This is a genomic window from Peptoniphilus catoniae (assembly GCF_901447155.2).
GTDB classification, from domain to species: Bacteria; Bacillota; Clostridia; order Tissierellales; family Peptoniphilaceae; genus Peptoniphilus_E; species Peptoniphilus_E catoniae.
In genome coordinates this window covers 127,537-143,665 of record NZ_LR588414.1, presented here as the reverse complement: position 1 = coordinate 143,665, position 16,129 = coordinate 127,537, and the positions used below count along the sequence as shown (strand labels likewise).

The following is a 16,129-nucleotide window of genomic DNA, read 5'->3' as shown; positions in this document are numbered from 1 at the left end:
TTAATCTCCTGCTATGCTAATGGGTATTATAGTATTATATTCTTTCTTATCTTTTTTTATTTTTTCAAGTATAACCTCTACCCCAAAGGCTTCCTTCATATTTTCCTTACAGATAATATCAGATGTTTCGCCTATTTTATGTCTAGCATTGTGCATTAACATCAAACATTTATCTGCTATTTCAAGAGCGTGGGCCGGGTAATGAGTATTTATAATAACACTAATATTGTCTACCTTGGATAGTTTTTTGATTAATGAAATTATTTTAAGCTGATTTTTAAAATCAAGACCACTTTCCGGCTCATCTAATATGATTAAGCTTGGATCTGAAATTAAGGCTCTGGCTATGAGAACCATCTGAAGTTCTCCTCCACTCATCACAGAACATGACTTATCTTTAAGATTTTCTATAGCTAAGCTTTTCATGAGATTTTCTGCCTTTTCATACTCTTTTGGGCCTGGTTTTGCAAAAGGACCAAGCTTGCTAGCAAGGCCTAAGACTACCATATCTATGCCAGAATATTCAAAAGAAAACGACCTTTTTTGTGGAACATATGATATATTAGACCATAATTCTCTTCGGTTAAAGCTTGCAATATCTTTACCATCCAAATGACTTTTACCAGATTTCCATTTTTCAAAATCACATATACATCTTATAAGGCTTGTCTTGCCAACTCCATTAGGTCCTAAAATAGATAATACCTGGCCTTGATCAAGGCAAAAAGATAGATTTTTAAATAATACATGATTTTCATCATGATAAAACCCTGCATTTTTGACTTCTAATTTAATTGAAACCACCCCCAGTTTTCCTAATTAAGCTTATAAAAATTGGGGCACCTATAATTGCCGTAAGAACTGAAATAGGTAGTTCTATTACAGAAACTGTTCTTGATAAGGCTTCTATTAATACCATTAAACTTGCTCCTAAAGATATACTAAAGGGTAGGGTGTGGGTATTGTTAGCTCCCACCATCATCCTTGCCATGTGAGGAATTATCAAACCAATCCAGCCAACTTGGCCACACATTGATATGGATGATGCTGTAATAAGTGTTGAAGCAAATATAAAAACGAGTCTGGTTTTTTTGACATTAACTCCTAAACTTTTTGCTTCATCTTCCGATAGGCTCATAATATTTAGTCTAAATATCAAAAGTCTTATTAAAATTATGCCAAAAATTATTAGGGGTGCTGAAAGCATCAAGTTTTTGTAGGATGATCTTGCAAAAGAACCCATAAGCCAATAGCTGATTGCTGGCAACTTGTCTGTAGGATCAGCTGTGTATTTTAATAAAGATGCCAAGGCGTTGGATAATGAGGAAACTACAAGACCTGCTAATATAAGCATTATAGTTGATGACCTAGTCCTAATCTTTCCAATATATAAGGTCAAAACTACGCCAATTAATCCAAAAGCTAAAGCAAAAACTTGAATAGATAGAGCTGAAAGTGATAAAAGTATTCCAATTACAGCTCCAAGACTTGCAGCTGAGCTTACGCCTAGTATATCTGGAGTTGCCAAGGGGTTTGAAAAAACCCCTTGAAAGGCAAGACCAGTTGTGGAAAGACCAGATCCTACTATTAGACCTGTAATAATTCTTGGCAGTCTTACATTTATTATTACCGATTCAAGCATAGGATCAAAGTCTCTCCCACATAGATAAGTGTTGAAAAAATCGATAATCTCTCCTATACTAAGAGGCATCCTACCAATGGCAAGCGCCAAAACACTAATCAATATGGGTAGACTTATAAGTATTATATATGAGCTTAATTTTATTTTTTTATCTTTGATAAAGATTCCTTTAATCATATATCAAACATATCCTCAATTTGTTCATCGGTTAATTCATAACTATACCAAGTTTTATAATAATCTTTAATCATTGTTTTTAAGTCATAGTCTTTAAATTCATCTGGGTAGGTTGATTTTGCAAGCCAAGCCAATACGAGTGGGCCGTCTGGATTTGGTGTAAACCAATTCCACATACCAAGCTTAGTATTATAAACTTTCTTATCCTTTACTGCTTTCATATTTGAAAAATCGATACCTTCTACAGAATTTGCAAATACATCTTTTGTTGTAATATCAAGAAGACCAGGTCCATCAAGATAAAGTATATCTGGATCCCATTGATAAAATTGTTCAATAGAAACTTTGGCAAAACCTTTTGTTTCATCAGCTAGATTTTTGACACCAATTCTCTTTAGCCAGAAATCTCCAAAAACACCTTTCCCAGCAACCATTGGTACACCTTGAACATACTTCCACAAAATCATACCGGTTGGTTTTTTACTATCATCTATTTTTGCTATTCTATCTTCAACATCTTTTACAATGTCTTGACCTGCTTTTATGAAATCATCTGTCTTTCCGCTTTCACCAAATACATCTTCTAAGAGTTTTAACCATTGTGTATATCTATCTATTGGGTCAGCAGGTCCATTTGTACCAACTGTAGCAAAACCTACACATGGTATGCCAGTTTTAGATAAGGCTTCATAGTGTTCTTTATTTGAGGCATTATAGAAAATAACATCTGGTTTAAGTTTCATTATTTCCTCAATATTTAGGTCAGATTGACCTTGGACTGTATTTTGGCTATCAAGAAGCTCTGGAGCTATATCCTTTAATACTGTATTTGAAATTACTTGCTTAAGTGAACCGGCATATCCCACTATATACGGTGCCTTTCCGTGGTGATAAGCCATATAAGTAGATAAGATAGGTATCTGATCTATTACTATTCTTTCAACTTTCTCTGGAACTTCTACCTCATTACCTGCATGGTCTGTAATGGTCCTTGTTTTTTTACTTTTATCCTTACTTTCTTCTGGCTTTTCTTCTTTTGTCTCAGTTTGAGCCACTTCCTTACCTTCTGGCTTTTGATTGCTTTTTAAGTGGCCACAAGCAGTTATGCTTGCCAGGACAAGTACTAGTAGACATGAAATTAATGATATTTTTTATAGCTTTCATCTAACTCTCCTTTATACTCGCTAAAACTATATAAGAAATGCTTGAACTTTTAGACCTTTCTAGCATTTTTGTAAACCTTGCTCTATTTTCTTGTGAATAAGCATTTTTATAAAAATTTGCAGCCCCTACTGGGCCCTCATCTTTTATGATTGTATCCCTGTCTAAGAGAATCATCCTACCAGTCCTTTGTGAAAAAGGTCTAAAAGAATTTTCTATAAACAGTTTGTTCCAATTTTCTACGGTTAGAGGATACACATCCATGTTTGTAAATTTTGAAAGTTGCCTTCTTATATCTTCACTTTCATTTTCCACTGCCACATCATGAGTTAATAAATAGCCGCTTTTTTTTAAAACCCTGTGATAATTTTTAAGAGCCTTTGCTTTTTCTTCATTTGGAAGCATGGTGAGCATTGCCTCATTAATTATTAAATCAAATGTTTCATCCTCAAAATCCAACTTTAAGGCATCCATATTCATAACTTCAATTTCTTTGTCTAAGCCTAAAAGCTTTATATTCTCTAGGGCTTGGTCTATGACAACTTGGTCATTGTCTATACCTATTATTTTGCATTTATATTTAGTATAAACTCTTATAAGATTATCTCCTCTATTGCAAGCAACTTCCAAAACTTGCATATCTTTATCAATCTCTACCTGATCAAACAACCAATCGGTCATAAGACCGCCGCCTGGTCTGAGTCTTGTTCTTCCAAGCATCTTTAAAAAATCATGTCCAAAAATAATTTTACTTTTTTCCATTTTCTCTTCCTCCTTGATAATAATTATCATTACGTTTATAATTATAGTATAGATAATTTTTATTGCAGTTGCAAAAGCAACAAGAGGGGATTTTATGGAAGAAATTATTGTGAAAAGTAAATTATTTTATGGTTTAGACGAAAGCACTATACGTCACATACTTTCTTGTATTGATCATAAAACCTTAATTTTTAGTAAAGGCGAATATCTATATGATTTTTCTAAGGGCTTTAAGGCAGGTATAGTTTTGAAGGGAAGAATTGATCTATCTGCAGTAGATGATGATAAGGAAATTATAGATAGAATTTACGAGGCCTCAGATTCTTTTTCTTTAAATTTTTCCTCCCTAACTGATAGATTTATGGTTGCAAAAAAAGATTCTAAAGTTTTGTCCCTTGATGTTAGCAAAATCTTTAAAAAAAATAAAAGGTCCTGTTCAAGTAGACCGATTTTTATGGAAAATATTATAAAATTGTATAATGAGCAAATTTCATACTTAACCTACAAATTAGATATATATTCTAAGCCTAAGATTAGGGAAAAAATTAATAAATGCATAGATAAATATGGTAAATACTACTTATTTTCCAATAAATTATCTAGGGAGGATTTGGCGAAATTTTTAGCTTGTAATAGGCCTGCCCTTTCAAGAGAGTTATCCCTTATGAAAAAAGAGGGATTAATATAAAAGTATTACTCATAGGACTGACTAAATATAAATAAAAATTACAAAAAATCAGTTCTAAGAGAATACGGGTCCCATTTTAAACTCAAATGATATCTTTAGCTCTTCAATAAACAAATCTCCATATTGCATTGGTTTTTTTATCCTAGACTTTTACCCTTAAAAATTTTCTTCTGTCTTTAACTTTTTGATTTCAATATCCTTAAGTTTCTGATCTAAAATTATTATAAATGCTAGATTTTCCCCATTTTAAAACTCCAGGCTTAACTTTCAAAGCCTTTCAAATAGCTCTTTTTTGTAATGTTATAAGATGATGTATTTGTACAAAGGCTCTATATTTTATTTTTATAATAGGCTATAAAATAAAATGGACACAAGTAATAAATAAAAATTAAACTTGAATTGCTAAGTATAGATAATGTTTGATTTTTTCCAAAAATCTCGCATATGGGAATATTTAGAATAATTTTCATCCTTTATTATCCTATCTAATTTAAATAATAAACCTATTTTATATAAATAAATGGGAAGTCCTGCCAAGGTTTCAACAAAAACTCTAACACATGAACAAACTGCTGTCATTTGGATGGTAGTAAATTCGTCGACATTTCTGCCATCTATTGTTTTCGCAAATAAAAAAGACGATGAAGATATCCTCTCCACGTCTTTAGATTTGTCTCTTAACTTAAATTATCTATCTATATTTTTTGAATTACCTAACACTTTTATCTTTCGATATATACAAAATAAGTGGGTGGGTGATTAGTACAGCTAACCTTGCAATAAATATATATATATGCTGGCATAATATTTGCCAAAAATCCATAAAACATATTTCCTAAAGGTATTGATGATAATGCAAACATGCTAAAAACTGACATAATTCTACTTCTAAATTCATTTTTAATGTTTTTTGAAAAAATACTTGTGTAGCTATATTTAATGGCATAACTGAACTAATTACCAAGCAATCTAAAAATGTTATTAGGCATACCACCAAAACAATATTGTCTTTTCCCTCTCCTATTCCATAACAAACACACCAAGCAATTAAAAATAGAAATCCAGATATAGATATCACACTGTACTTTAACAATTAAATTTTTTCATTTACTTCCTCGTTTTAAATTAATAATTACAATAATACTCTTATCTAAGAATTTTTTAAAGAAAAATACCTATCGACTTGATGGAAAGCTACTAAAATTTATGGTAGAAGCATGCAGAATCTTCCAAATCCCAAGTACCTTGTTTTACATAAAAATTATAGGCTTGAGAGTTTTTTAAAGTAGTAAAAAATACTCCACTTATACCTCTTTGCTGTGATTGTTTTATACTTGTTTGGTAAAAATTTTTTTGCTAGACCAGTCCCCCTATAGTCTTCAAAAATAAAAAACTCATCTATATAAAAAGTTGATTCAGTAGCATATCTTCTTATATGATCAATTATTGCACCAATTATTTTATTTCCATAAACAATTACATTGCCAAAAAAAATTTGGAAAATCTGAAATATCGGTTAAGGATTCCAGGGCTGTCTCTGCTGTCTACTTATCATTCCAAGGTGGAGCATTATAGACATCCACCATTAGTCTTGCTAAGTCTTCTAAATCTGATTTTGATATGTTTCTAACTATCAAATTATTTTCCTCGTGTTTTTGCTTAAATTTATCTGGTTCTAAATTATTATCTTATATTAGTTGCATTTTTTTAAAGGATTTTTCTCGCACTTCTTATGTGTCACAACTTTTGCCATATATCAATTTTATTTTATAATCCCAGTAGCAGCACTAGCCAGGCTTGGACTATGGATACTATTGGAATTAGTAAAAATGGCATCAAGATAAAATGTTCTTTAATAGCCAAATGCTTCATCCAATTTCTAAATTCGTAGTCCTCATGTCCTTCTGTACCTGGTATTACTATCTTATCCTTGTACTTTCCTTGGAACAAAAGTACATCCAATAGAAGGAAATCTCCCAAGTTTAATATTATCCACTGAATATAGCTCATCCAGAAAAGATCTCTAAGTCCTCTTATTCCCGTATGTAAAAGAGAGGTCATTCCATATATAAATACGATTCCTGAAATTATAAATGTAAGTATTAAATTTATTCTTTTCTCTTTTTTTGTCATCTTTTCTGGAGCCGAATTTTGTATTTTCTTTGGATAGGAATCAAAGAAAAATCTCGGGTTAATCAGTACAAAAGCTGCCACTGCACCGTTAAAGATAGCGGCCATTGCAATTCCATCTAATATTGCTCTTGTTATATCCATAATATTCTCCTTATTTATTTTCCAAAAAGATTTTTAGTTTCTCCGCGTATTCTTTGGGATGATCGTGGAGAAATTGTCCATGACCCATTCCTTCAAATACTTCTGTTTTCATTTGTGGAAGATACTCTCTTAATATCTTTTCACTTTTTGCAGGGATAGGCTCTTCGCTTCCCCTCCAAAATCTTACTGGATTTGAAAACTTGTTTAAATTTTTTGGAGGCTTGTAATGATAGATAAACTTGCAGGCGTTTTTAATCGTATTTTTTGAAATTTGCGGATACATCATTTCTATTATGCTTAGATTATCCTTGCCCATAATCTTATCTAATAAAAATTTAGGAATGGGTTTTTTATTTTTAATCCTTCTTGTCCCAATGATAAAAGCAAAAGTAAGAGGCGCTGCCATCAAACCCAACTCGGCAGTAATCGCCGCATCTAAGAGGACTTTCGAAGCAGAAATATTTCCTCTTCCAATTAGTTCAACTCCTATAGTCGCTCCCATAGAAAATCCGCATATTCCATACACACTCCCGCCCATTTCATTTAATATATAGCTTTCGATGGAATTTATGGTTTCTTTCATTGAAGTTAAATCTTTGGGATTAGTCCCATAATGTTCGTCCAATTCGCAGAAAATTACAAAATAGTCTTGCAAATAAGGAAGAAGAGCTTTGAAACATAGGTCTGCAGTAGAGGCAAGCCCATGGATAAATAATATTGTCTTATTATTTCTATTTCCGTAGCTAATAAATTTCATTTAATTCCTCATTATTTAATTTTTTTCAAAAGCAAGTAAAAATATCCTCTCTAATAATAAAATTATCTCTTACTCTTTATTTCCCAAGATGAAGTAATCACAATAGTCTCCTCCCTTGGCGATAGTTTCTTTTCTGTGTAAAACTCCATGTTGAAAGCTTATCATAAGCTCATCAAGTTCACAGAAAAGTGGCATCAGTTCAAACACGCCAAGTTTCTTGGTGTAGGTACATATTGGGCATCGAGTAATTCTATAATAACAAGCACCCTCATAGGGCTGACCTTCGAAGTCGACTTTAAAAGATGTGGGATAGAGCTTTTCTTTTTCCTCTGTATACCACTTGTAATACTTAAGAATATTTTTCTTATTGGCCTCTTTTCCCCTTTTAGTATTGAGATTAATCCAGGAAAAAAACCATTTGAAAGTATAAAGAGATCGACGCATCATTTCCTGGACGGTCTCCGGCGGAATTTTTTTCTCACTTGCTATATATGGAGCAACAAAAACAAGGGCGAACATCTCATTGTATGCCATGGGATTATCCTCGCCGATATCGTCCATATTTTTTACAAGTTCTCGATAAACTTTTTTGCTCTTTTTAATAATTTCTGAAGCATATGCTTTATTATATTTTTCTATAAGAACTTTCTTCATTGGACCTTTAAATAATAAGAAATAAAAACCTTTGTATTTCATCTTGCACACCCCATCAACTTTCTAAAATTTTTTATAGTAATTCATATGCTATTTTATTTTTTGCCAATAAGAAGGGTTGAGCCGTAAAGTCCTAACAATAAAGCTTCTTTGTGACCCATAAAAAGACCCTTTGTTGTATCAATTAATTGCACATCTTCGTAGCCATCTTGTTTAAGCTTTTCCATAAATTTATTCATATCACCGTATCTTGACTTGCTCATCAAATCATGAATAACAAAAACTCCACCTTTTTTTAGTACACGAAATGTTTCCAGTAAAAGTTTTTGTTTATTTTTCCCCGTTATATTGTGATAAACATAGTTGCTAGTTACTGCATCAAAACTTTCATCTTCAAAAGGAAGATTCACTGCATTACCATTTTCAAATCTAACATTTTCTACTCCCTCTAATTTTGCATTATTTTTACAGAGTTCCTTAGAAAATTCACTTTTGTATGAGCCACCCCAAATATCGCAGCCCACCATGGTTGCTTTTGGATTTTTCTTTGCGCAAGCAATTGTAAGTGCACCGCTACCACATCCTACATCTAAACCCACGCCACCATCTGGGATCTTTACATAGTCGGCAGTCCCCTCTATTATGACTTTGGCAAGCTTTCTTTTTCCGTTGTAATCAAAAGCCCTATATAAAAATCTCATCCAGCTTGCAAAGAAAATAAGTATCAACGTTGCAAGCCCAAGAATAAGGGCACATATTAGACGAGTTCTTCCACTAAATACAAAATCACTGACACCAAAGGCTATAAATAGGATGAAAGCTGCAAGGCTTGCAAAGATTAAATTCTTTAACAAGCTTTCAGGAACCCAGTTTTTATAGTCAGCTCTTATTTTCTTGTCATCTATAAAATTTAATTGTTTCATAAATTTTCTCCTGTAAATAATTAATTTTATAAAATTTGCTTTGTCTACAAAAATAATAATTTTAATCTCTGACTTATAAGCTTATAAATTCATATTAGTATAGTTTATCAATAAGGTTAAGTAGTAAATAAAATATATTAAGTTAAACCAACCGCCGCAGATAATCATATGCAGTCCCTTTGGCAATCTCTCAGTAAGAGGAGTGAGAATTAAAAGAAACATAGGTGTAAATAGGACTTGCCATTTTGGAAATACTGTAAGTCCAGATAAAATTACCAAAGTTAATGCTAGGTTTGCTAAAGCCGCAATTACAAAAACTATTTTTCCTTGGAGTTTTAAAAATTTTAAAGACTCATCTAAGGCTCCCTTGTTTTCATGCCTTGACAAAAGACCTAGGTTGGCACATTGAATGTGAAAAGAGCCTCCTAATATTATGCCAAAAACTTTCACTAAAAATATAAACCATCCGATAGTTAAATACTTTTCTTGCATGGCCAAAACTATATGATAAAATCCAAGACAATATATAAAGGCAGATATTGGACCTAAAAGGCCGCCAATGTATAATCTTTTTATGCTGACATTTTTCATTATGCCAATAACACTGTTTATGGCATCCTTGCCATCGTAATCATTAGGGTCATAATATAAGGTCATGTCACCCAAGAACATTAAGAATGAACCAAAAAAACCAATTAATATACTCTTGTACAAAGTCAAAATTAAACACCTCTTTCATTTAAATGATATTAATTATCATTTATTGATTTAGTTATAGCATATAAGGTTGATTCTTTTCAACTATAAGATTTGCTGTGTTAAAGTAAATAAAAAATAAAGGCAGTCCAAAGACTGCCAATTTTTATCATATTGGAATAATCCATACCACTTGCAGGTTCTTCGAAATAGCTAAATGGAGAATCCTTGCACATAACAGATGCTATTGCAAGTCTTTGCTTCTGTCCTCCTGATAAATAAATTCTTCTGTCATTTTTGTTTTTCTCTTTATTTTATTTTTATTTATTTACATTCATATTTGAAAGAGCCTTTGCTTGCATTGCTAAACCTACCATTATCATAGTAAAATCTACAACTGGTTCTGTCCACCAAACAGCCCCTGCTCCAAATACTCTTGGAAATATAAGTAAGGCTGGAACAAGTAGTATTAGCTGTCTTAACATTACAATCATTCCAGCTTTTTTTCCATCCCCTATCGCTTGGAAAAAAGTTATTGTCATAATCATAATTCCATAAAGAATAAATACTGAATAGAACATTCTGAAATTATTAACTCCACTTGAAATTATATCCTGACTTACTTTAAATAAACCAAGTAACTGTTTTGAAAATACTTGTGCTGGTAACCAAAAAATTGCTGCAAGTACTGTTCCTCCTATAGAAAATATCTTCATAGTTTCCTTTACTCTATCGTATTGTTTTGCTCCAAAGTTTGTACCAATAATCGGCTGTAACGCCTGACTCATTCCCCAAATTGGTATAAATGAAAATCCATAAAATCTCAAAGTTGCCGACATTAATATTGCATTTGGATCTCCTCCATATCTAAAAGCTTGTCTATAAAGCAATGTTTGTTGAACCATGAAAAATACTTGCATGATCATAGCTGATACTCCTACTCCAAACATTTCCTTTGATATATCTTTTTCTTTTTTTATTTTCTTTATTTTTACATTTTCACTTTTACTCTTAAAATAATAAAGAGTAATAACTGCTTGAATTATTTGTGCTGTTACAGTTGCTATAGCTGCTCCCTCAATGGCATAATCACCCATTAATTTCATTAGTATTGGATCAAGAGCTATATTGATAAAGGCACCAAGTCCCATGATACTCATTGCTCTTTTCATAAGTCCTTCACCACGCATAACCATATTGGCTGACTGGGTAAAGTTTACAAAAATTGAGCCTAGAAATATTATTCTTAAATACCTTATGCCTAATGCCTTTATTTCTCCTGTTGCTCCAATTAAATCTAAAAAATATGGTCCTAGAAGTATTCCTCCTATTGTTATGATCGTTGAAAAAAATATAATCCAATAGATAAGATTTCCCATAAGCTTGTCTATAGTATCTTTATCACCCTTTCCCATGGCTCTTGATAAAATTGATGCCGAACCTATCCCTATAAGCGTTGCAATCCCATTATTAAAAAATGTAAGTGGCATAGCTATTGAGCAAGCCGCCATAGCATTCTCACCAATTATTTGTCCAGCAAATATTCCATCCATAAGTGGATATAGACCTATAACCACCATGCCAATTACTGCTGGTATAGATAATTGAAACATTAAAGACAATGGCTTCTTGGTCAATAACTGTTCTTTCATGTTTTGTTTCATTTTTAATTTCTTCAATAAATAAATTCTTCTGCCATTTTTGTTTTTTCTATTAAATTCTTGTAAATTTTTGATTTTTGTAAAAGCTCTTCATGTTTGCCTTCGCTTTCTACTTTTCCGTTTTCAAGAACTACTATCTTATCCGCATTTTCTATGGATTTCATTCTGTGTGAAATGATGACAACAGTTTTATCTTTAATCAAATTATTTAAAGACTCTTGAATCTTTTTCTCGTTGTCAACATCAAGACTTGCTGCTATCTCATCTAATATTAGTATTGGTGCATCTTTTAAGAAGGCTCTGGCTATTGATAACCTTTGTCTTTCTCCTCCTGATAGCTCAGCACCGTTCTCACCAATAACTGTATCGAAACCTTTATCCATGTTATCTATAAAGTCTGTGCAATTTGCAAGTTTTGCTGCTCTTTTAACTTCTTCGTCGCTTGCATCTTGCTTACCGAGTCTGATGTTTTCCATAACGCTTTGATTAAAGAGAACTACATCTTGGAAAACAATAGACACCTTGTCAAAAAGAGATTCTGTTGATATTTCTTTTATATCTTTGCCATCGATTAAGATTTGGCCCTGGTCATAATCATAAAGTCTTGATATAAGTTTCAAGATAGTTGTTTTACCGCAGCCGCTTGCGCCTACTAGAGCAGTTACCTCTCCCTGCTTAGCTTTAAAGCTTACACCATTTAAAACTTTTGTGTATTTATTGTAGGCAAATTCAACATCTTTTAAATCAATGTCAAATTTTTTCAAATTATAGTCATCGCCTTCTTGTAAATCTTGATTTTGAATTTCTTTTAGTCTTTCAATTTTAGGCGATAAATAAAATATCTCCATCATTCCCTCTTTAGATGCATCAAGAGCGTCTTTTATCTTCATAGCCGCTAGTAAATATCCTATAAGGTAGAGGGCGCTTATCTCTTTATTAATAATTAGATTTACCCCAACAAATATTACGACAGCAAGGGAAATAAAGCTAAATATTGAAGATATAGACATAGTTAAAATAAGTCCTATTTCTGTCTTTAAGTGGACTTTTTCACTTTTATCCATTTTTTCATACAGCTTTTCTTTCATTTCCTCTGATAAGCCATAGGCTTTAATCTCCATTTGCATTTCGATATTTTCCTGAAAACTTTCTGAGTTTTTTCTTAGAATATCATAATATCTTTTATGTCCCTTAACTGAATGTTTTTTAGATAAAGGTATAAATATAAAGCTTAAAAGTGATGGAATAATTACAGCTAAACCCATCTTGACATTGCTCACTAGCATCATAATGGATATTAGTGGGAAGAAGAGTGCCATACCGCCCACTTTTGGTATCGAGTGGCTCATTGCATGCTCTATACCTTCAATATCAGACATGATTGTCTGCGCTAGGTCTGAAATATCGTGTTTAGAAAAGTATGATAGAGGTAGTTTTGATAAATTCTCTGCTGTCCTTATTCTTAAGTCCGCACTTTCTTGATAGGTTGTGCTATATAATTTATCGTATTCGATAGAAAGCAAAATATACATTACTATCAAGGTAAAAACTGAGAATGCTATATAAAATCCCTTGCTTCTACCAATATTTTCCAAAACTTCCTGAGCAAAAATCATTAGTAATATCGCAGGAAGCATGTTTATACAATAAACGAAAAATGAAGCCAGTGTTGCTTTACTTAAATTTCTTGCTCCTTTATCTGTAAGAGCAAATCTTTTTTTATAAAACTCCTTCATTTGAAACCCTCCATTCATTCGCACTGTTAAAGAGTTCTTGCAGTCTCTTATAATTTGAATCTTTTGATATTAACTCTTGATCTGATCCTCTTTCTATTATCTTGCCATTATCCATTACAAGAATTTCATCAAGGTCTTTAATTGTAGAAAGCCTGTGAGCAATCATGATAACTGTTTTATCCTTCATAAGATTTTTGAAAGCTTTTTGTAGTTCAAACTCGTTATCTGGGTCAATAGATGCTGACGCTTCATCCATAATAATAATTTTGGAATCCTTTAAAATTGCTCTGGCAATTGCAATTCTTTGTTTTTCTCCTCCGGATAAATAAACTCCTTTTGAGCCTATGATTGTGTTTTCTCTTTCTGGGAATTTGTCTAGTATCAAATCGCATCCTGCTAATTTTAAGGCTCTCATAACGTCATCTTTCGTCGCATCTTTATTAGCCAAAGCGACGTTATCATAAATAGTTTTCTTGAATAATTTCGAATCTTGAAAAACAAAGGAAATAGCTTTAATTAAGGCTTCGTCAGAATATTCGCTTATTGCTACGCCGCCTATCTTTATCCTTCCTTCATTAACATTGTAAAAACCCGATATAAGTTTTGCTACAGTCGATTTGCCTGATCCCGATGAACCGACTAGCGCATAGGACTTTCCTTCTTCTAATTTAAAGGATAAATTTTCAATGACAGCTTTATCGTTATAAGCAAAGCTTACATTGTCAAATTCTATATTGTAGTTTTTAAAATTATTGACATCACCATGCACTAATTTGTCTTTTTGCATATCCTTGTATAGAGCCTCTAAGGTATCTACTGCATAATTGCCTTGAGAAATGTACATAGAGTACCACATCATTCTCATGAATGAAACAAAGAGAACCCCCGATAAAAATAAAATCATGATAAGTTCAAGTAAAATCACCTTGGCGCTGCCTAAGCTAGTCATAAAATAAACTATAGGAATAATTAAAATTGCAATTAAACCAAAAAATAACCATTGATACAAAACATAAGGTTTTTTACAAGATAGTGAATAATCATAAGCATACTTTGAATAATCTTTTATCGCCTTGTAAAAGCTTTTAAATGACTCGACATTTGCTCTAAATATTTTTACAACTTGCATTCCTCTTACGTATTCAACAGTTTCAGCACTTAGTTTAGATAAGGCTTCTTGGTATATCTTCATAAATTCTTGCTCGCCCATCATTGCACCTAAAATTAAGCCACCGATTATGGTAAGAGCAAGCAAAGTTATGCCAACTCTTATACTTACTATAAAGCCGAGTGCTAGTACAAGTACGGGTGTAACTATTGCCTGAGAACTATCGGGAATCATGTGAGCTACAACCTGATGAGTTTGCGCGGCGTTGTCATCTATGATCTTTCTTATTTGACCAGATGGATTTAAGTCAAAGAACCTAAAACTTGCTTTCTCTAAGCCGTCAATCCCCCTTTTTCTTAAATTTGTTTCAAGCCTAAAACCTAGTATGTGAGAACATGTTCCTGAAACAGAATAAAATATTGCTCCACTTGTTAGTGTAATAACAGATTTTAATGCTAAACTCTCTGCACCAGATAAATTTGAATTAATTATTAAATTATCCAGAAATTTGTAGATTAAATAAAATCCATATACCGTAAGTACAGCAGATATAGCAGAAAAAACTATAGCGAAAAATCCAAGATATTTTTTATCCTGCACATAAGCAAATAGTTTTTTATAAATCTTCATAATGATATCTCCTTTCTTTGATGTTCCTTTTAGATATAAATTCGCTTAGCTGATAATAATTATCATTGCTTTTCTATTATATATCTGGCATAATTACTAATACAATGGTCTTAAATTAATAAGGCTAATTGGAATATTGTCTAAAAGGGATAGTGTGCTATGACATATTATGATTTTGTAAAAGAATATATGAAGGTAGAAGAATGTAAAAACAATAAGAAATATTCAAGTGCAGGTCATACATTTTGTTGGAGTAAAAATGATCTAAAAGAAGCAGAGGGACTTTACTGGTTTTATGAGGGAGATGGATTTATTATTGATATCCATGATTTTTACATAAAAGAAGAATTAATTAAAGAAAGTACTTATAGTATCTCGGACTACCTTTCAATATATTCAAGTTATGTTGTCAGTGCAAATGGCGAAAAATTTAATCCTTATCAAACATTAACCGCAAACTCATTATATACTCTTGATTTCGACAATATAAGAGACGACTTTCTTTTTTTATTACACGAGAACAGTTACTATCTCACTGTTTCTATTGGATTTAAAAGAGAACTTTTAGAAAAGCACCTATTAGACATTAATATTGATTCAGAATCATTTTATAGGGTCTTGCTTCAAACAAATCAAATAATACTTACAAAGTCCCTAGAAAAAGTGGCAATGGAAATATTGAATTGTAAGATGGACGCTCCTGCCGCTGATTTTTTCTTTAAAGCCAAGGCAAATGAGTGGATAAGTATAGTAATAGATACCTACTTGAATAGAAAAAAATATAAAATTGAGTCTGATGATAGTAAAGCACTTGAAGTTGTAGCCAGATTTTTAGATGATCATTTCGCCATGAATGTAAATCAGGAAACCCTTGAAAAAATATCTAAAATGAGCGGCACAAAATTAAAAAATTTGTTCAAAGAAAAATATGGTCAAAGCATTACAGAATACACCCAAAGAAAAAGAATGAATGTGGCTGAGACTCTTCTGTTAAATACCGAACTTCCTATAAAGGAAATAGCCGAATCTGTTGGGTACACATCCCATAGCAAATTTTCCATTTATTACAAAAGGTACAAGGGGAAACTTCCTAGCGAGGTTCGTGGTTTAGCTTGCGAGCACCACAATTTAAATTGTGATTGTTGTGATTAAACTAATTTTTTTATTTATACACCCATATCTTGTGTTAGTTTAAATGGATATGCATAGATATTTGTGTTGGTGTGTATAAATTTGATAAAAAATTAGCAAAAAAATAAA

14 protein-coding genes and 1 pseudogene are annotated in these 16,129 nt (G+C 32.1%); 2 read left to right on the top strand and 13 right to left on the bottom strand.

Annotated elements, in window-relative coordinates:
* From PEPCATONIAE_RS03250 to PEPCATONIAE_RS03235, 4 genes are all read right to left on the bottom strand, one after another.
* On the bottom strand, positions 1–804 hold the full coding sequence (locus PEPCATONIAE_RS03250; RefSeq protein ID WP_138159543.1) for an ABC transporter ATP-binding protein: 804 nt from the start codon (positions 802–804) through the stop codon (positions 1–3).
* Positions 791–1,819 carry a FecCD family ABC transporter permease gene (locus PEPCATONIAE_RS03245; protein ID WP_138159542.1) on the bottom strand — a complete coding sequence of 343 codons (1,029 nt, stop codon included), beginning with the start codon at positions 1,817–1,819 and terminating at the stop codon, positions 791–793. Before PEPCATONIAE_RS03245 ends, PEPCATONIAE_RS03250 begins: the two co-directional genes overlap by 14 nt.
* A complete protein-coding gene (locus PEPCATONIAE_RS03240; protein ID WP_246060424.1) occupies positions 1,816–2,874 on the bottom strand; it encodes an ABC transporter substrate-binding protein in 1,059 nt (352 codons plus the stop codon). The genes PEPCATONIAE_RS03245 and PEPCATONIAE_RS03240 overlap by 4 nt, the downstream gene beginning before the upstream one ends.
* A 109-nt stretch (positions 2,875–2,983) precedes the next feature.
* Positions 2,984–3,742: a class I SAM-dependent methyltransferase gene (locus PEPCATONIAE_RS03235; RefSeq protein WP_138159540.1), complete on the bottom strand. Its 759-nt coding sequence runs from the start codon at positions 3,740–3,742 to the stop codon at positions 2,984–2,986.
* A gap of 94 nt (positions 3,743–3,836) precedes the next feature.
* Here PEPCATONIAE_RS03235 and PEPCATONIAE_RS03230 point away from each other — a divergent pair, with 94 nt between their 5' ends.
* A complete protein-coding gene (locus tag PEPCATONIAE_RS03230) occupies positions 3,837–4,430 on the top strand; it encodes a Crp/Fnr family transcriptional regulator (RefSeq protein ID WP_138159539.1) in 594 nt (197 codons plus the stop codon).
* A gap of 1,767 nt (positions 4,431–6,197) precedes the next feature.
* On the opposite strand, the gene PEPCATONIAE_RS03220 is transcribed toward PEPCATONIAE_RS03230, so the two are convergent.
* The 9 genes and pseudogenes from PEPCATONIAE_RS03220 to PEPCATONIAE_RS03180 all read right to left on the bottom strand — a co-directional run bounded on the left by PEPCATONIAE_RS03220 (position 6,198) and on the right by PEPCATONIAE_RS03180 (position 14,869).
* Positions 6,198–6,704, bottom strand: coding sequence for a hypothetical protein (locus tag PEPCATONIAE_RS03220; protein ID WP_138159537.1), 507 nt, complete (start codon positions 6,702–6,704; stop codon positions 6,198–6,200).
* Between the two features lie 10 nt (positions 6,705–6,714).
* Positions 6,715–7,461, bottom strand: a complete 747-nt coding sequence (locus tag PEPCATONIAE_RS03215) for an alpha/beta fold hydrolase (RefSeq protein ID WP_138159536.1) — start codon at positions 7,459–7,461, stop codon at positions 6,715–6,717.
* A 69-nt stretch (positions 7,462–7,530) separates the two neighbouring features.
* The gene (locus tag PEPCATONIAE_RS03210; protein WP_138159535.1) at positions 7,531–8,157 is read right to left on the bottom strand and encodes an L-2-amino-thiazoline-4-carboxylic acid hydrolase; all 627 of its coding nucleotides are present in this window, start codon (positions 8,155–8,157) and stop codon (positions 7,531–7,533) included.
* Positions 8,158–8,210: 53 nt separating this feature from the next.
* Positions 8,211–9,038, bottom strand: a complete 828-nt coding sequence (locus PEPCATONIAE_RS03205) for a class I SAM-dependent methyltransferase (protein WP_138159534.1) — start codon at positions 9,036–9,038, stop codon at positions 8,211–8,213.
* An 81-nt stretch (positions 9,039–9,119) separates the two neighbouring features.
* Entirely contained in the window at positions 9,120–9,758 is a 639-nt protein-coding gene (locus PEPCATONIAE_RS03200) for a DUF6796 family protein (protein ID WP_138159533.1), read from the bottom strand.
* 128 nt (positions 9,759–9,886) lie between these two features.
* Positions 9,887–10,012 (bottom strand): annotated as a pseudogene (locus PEPCATONIAE_RS03195) (ABC transporter ATP-binding protein); the annotation flags it as partial.
* Between the two features lie 42 nt (positions 10,013–10,054).
* Entirely contained in the window at positions 10,055–11,398 is a 1,344-nt protein-coding gene (locus tag PEPCATONIAE_RS03190; RefSeq protein ID WP_138159707.1) for an MATE family efflux transporter, read from the bottom strand.
* An 11-nt stretch (positions 11,399–11,409) separates the two neighbouring features.
* Positions 11,410–13,131 (bottom strand): ABC transporter ATP-binding protein, encoded by a 1,722-nt coding sequence (locus tag PEPCATONIAE_RS03185; protein WP_138159532.1) that lies wholly within the window; start codon positions 13,129–13,131, stop codon positions 11,410–11,412.
* Positions 13,115–14,869 (bottom strand): ABC transporter ATP-binding protein, encoded by a 1,755-nt coding sequence (locus PEPCATONIAE_RS03180; protein ID WP_138159531.1) that lies wholly within the window; start codon positions 14,867–14,869, stop codon positions 13,115–13,117. The genes PEPCATONIAE_RS03185 and PEPCATONIAE_RS03180 overlap by 17 nt, the downstream gene beginning before the upstream one ends.
* Positions 14,870–15,028: 159 nt before the next feature.
* On the opposite strand from PEPCATONIAE_RS03180, the gene PEPCATONIAE_RS03175 reads away from it, so the two are divergent.
* Positions 15,029–16,021, top strand: coding sequence for a helix-turn-helix domain-containing protein (locus PEPCATONIAE_RS03175; protein WP_138159530.1), 993 nt, complete (start codon positions 15,029–15,031; stop codon positions 16,019–16,021).
* Positions 16,022–16,129: the final 108 nt, after the last annotated feature.

Bases quoted from the DNA above. Each gene is read 5' to 3' on its own strand.
- PEPCATONIAE_RS03245 (WP_138159542.1), bottom strand. From the start codon at position 1,819: ATGATTAAAGGAATCTTTATCAAAGATAAAAAAATAAAATTAAGCTCA.
- PEPCATONIAE_RS03215 (WP_138159536.1), bottom strand. From the start codon at position 7,461: ATGAAATTTATTAGCTACGGAAATAGAAATAATAAGACAATATTATTT.
- PEPCATONIAE_RS03185 (WP_138159532.1), bottom strand. From the start codon at position 13,131: ATGAAGGAGTTTTATAAAAAAAGATTTGCTCTTACAGATAAAGGAGCA.
- PEPCATONIAE_RS03220 (WP_138159537.1), bottom strand. From the start codon at position 6,704: ATGGATATAACAAGAGCAATATTAGATGGAATTGCAATGGCCGCTATC.
- PEPCATONIAE_RS03230 (WP_138159539.1), top strand. From the start codon at position 3,837: ATGGAAGAAATTATTGTGAAAAGTAAATTATTTTATGGTTTAGACGAA.
- PEPCATONIAE_RS03235 (WP_138159540.1), bottom strand. From the start codon at position 3,742: ATGGAAAAAAGTAAAATTATTTTTGGACATGATTTTTTAAAGATGCTT.
- PEPCATONIAE_RS03180 (WP_138159531.1), bottom strand. From the start codon at position 14,869: ATGAAGATTTATAAAAAACTATTTGCTTATGTGCAGGATAAAAAATAT.
- PEPCATONIAE_RS03175 (WP_138159530.1), top strand. From the start codon at position 15,029: ATGACATATTATGATTTTGTAAAAGAATATATGAAGGTAGAAGAATGT.
- PEPCATONIAE_RS03210 (WP_138159535.1), bottom strand. From the start codon at position 8,157: ATGAAATACAAAGGTTTTTATTTCTTATTATTTAAAGGTCCAATGAAG.
- PEPCATONIAE_RS03190 (WP_138159707.1), bottom strand. From the start codon at position 11,398: ATGAAACAAAACATGAAAGAACAGTTATTGACCAAGAAGCCATTGTCT.
- PEPCATONIAE_RS03205 (WP_138159534.1), bottom strand. From the start codon at position 9,038: ATGAAACAATTAAATTTTATAGATGACAAGAAAATAAGAGCTGACTAT.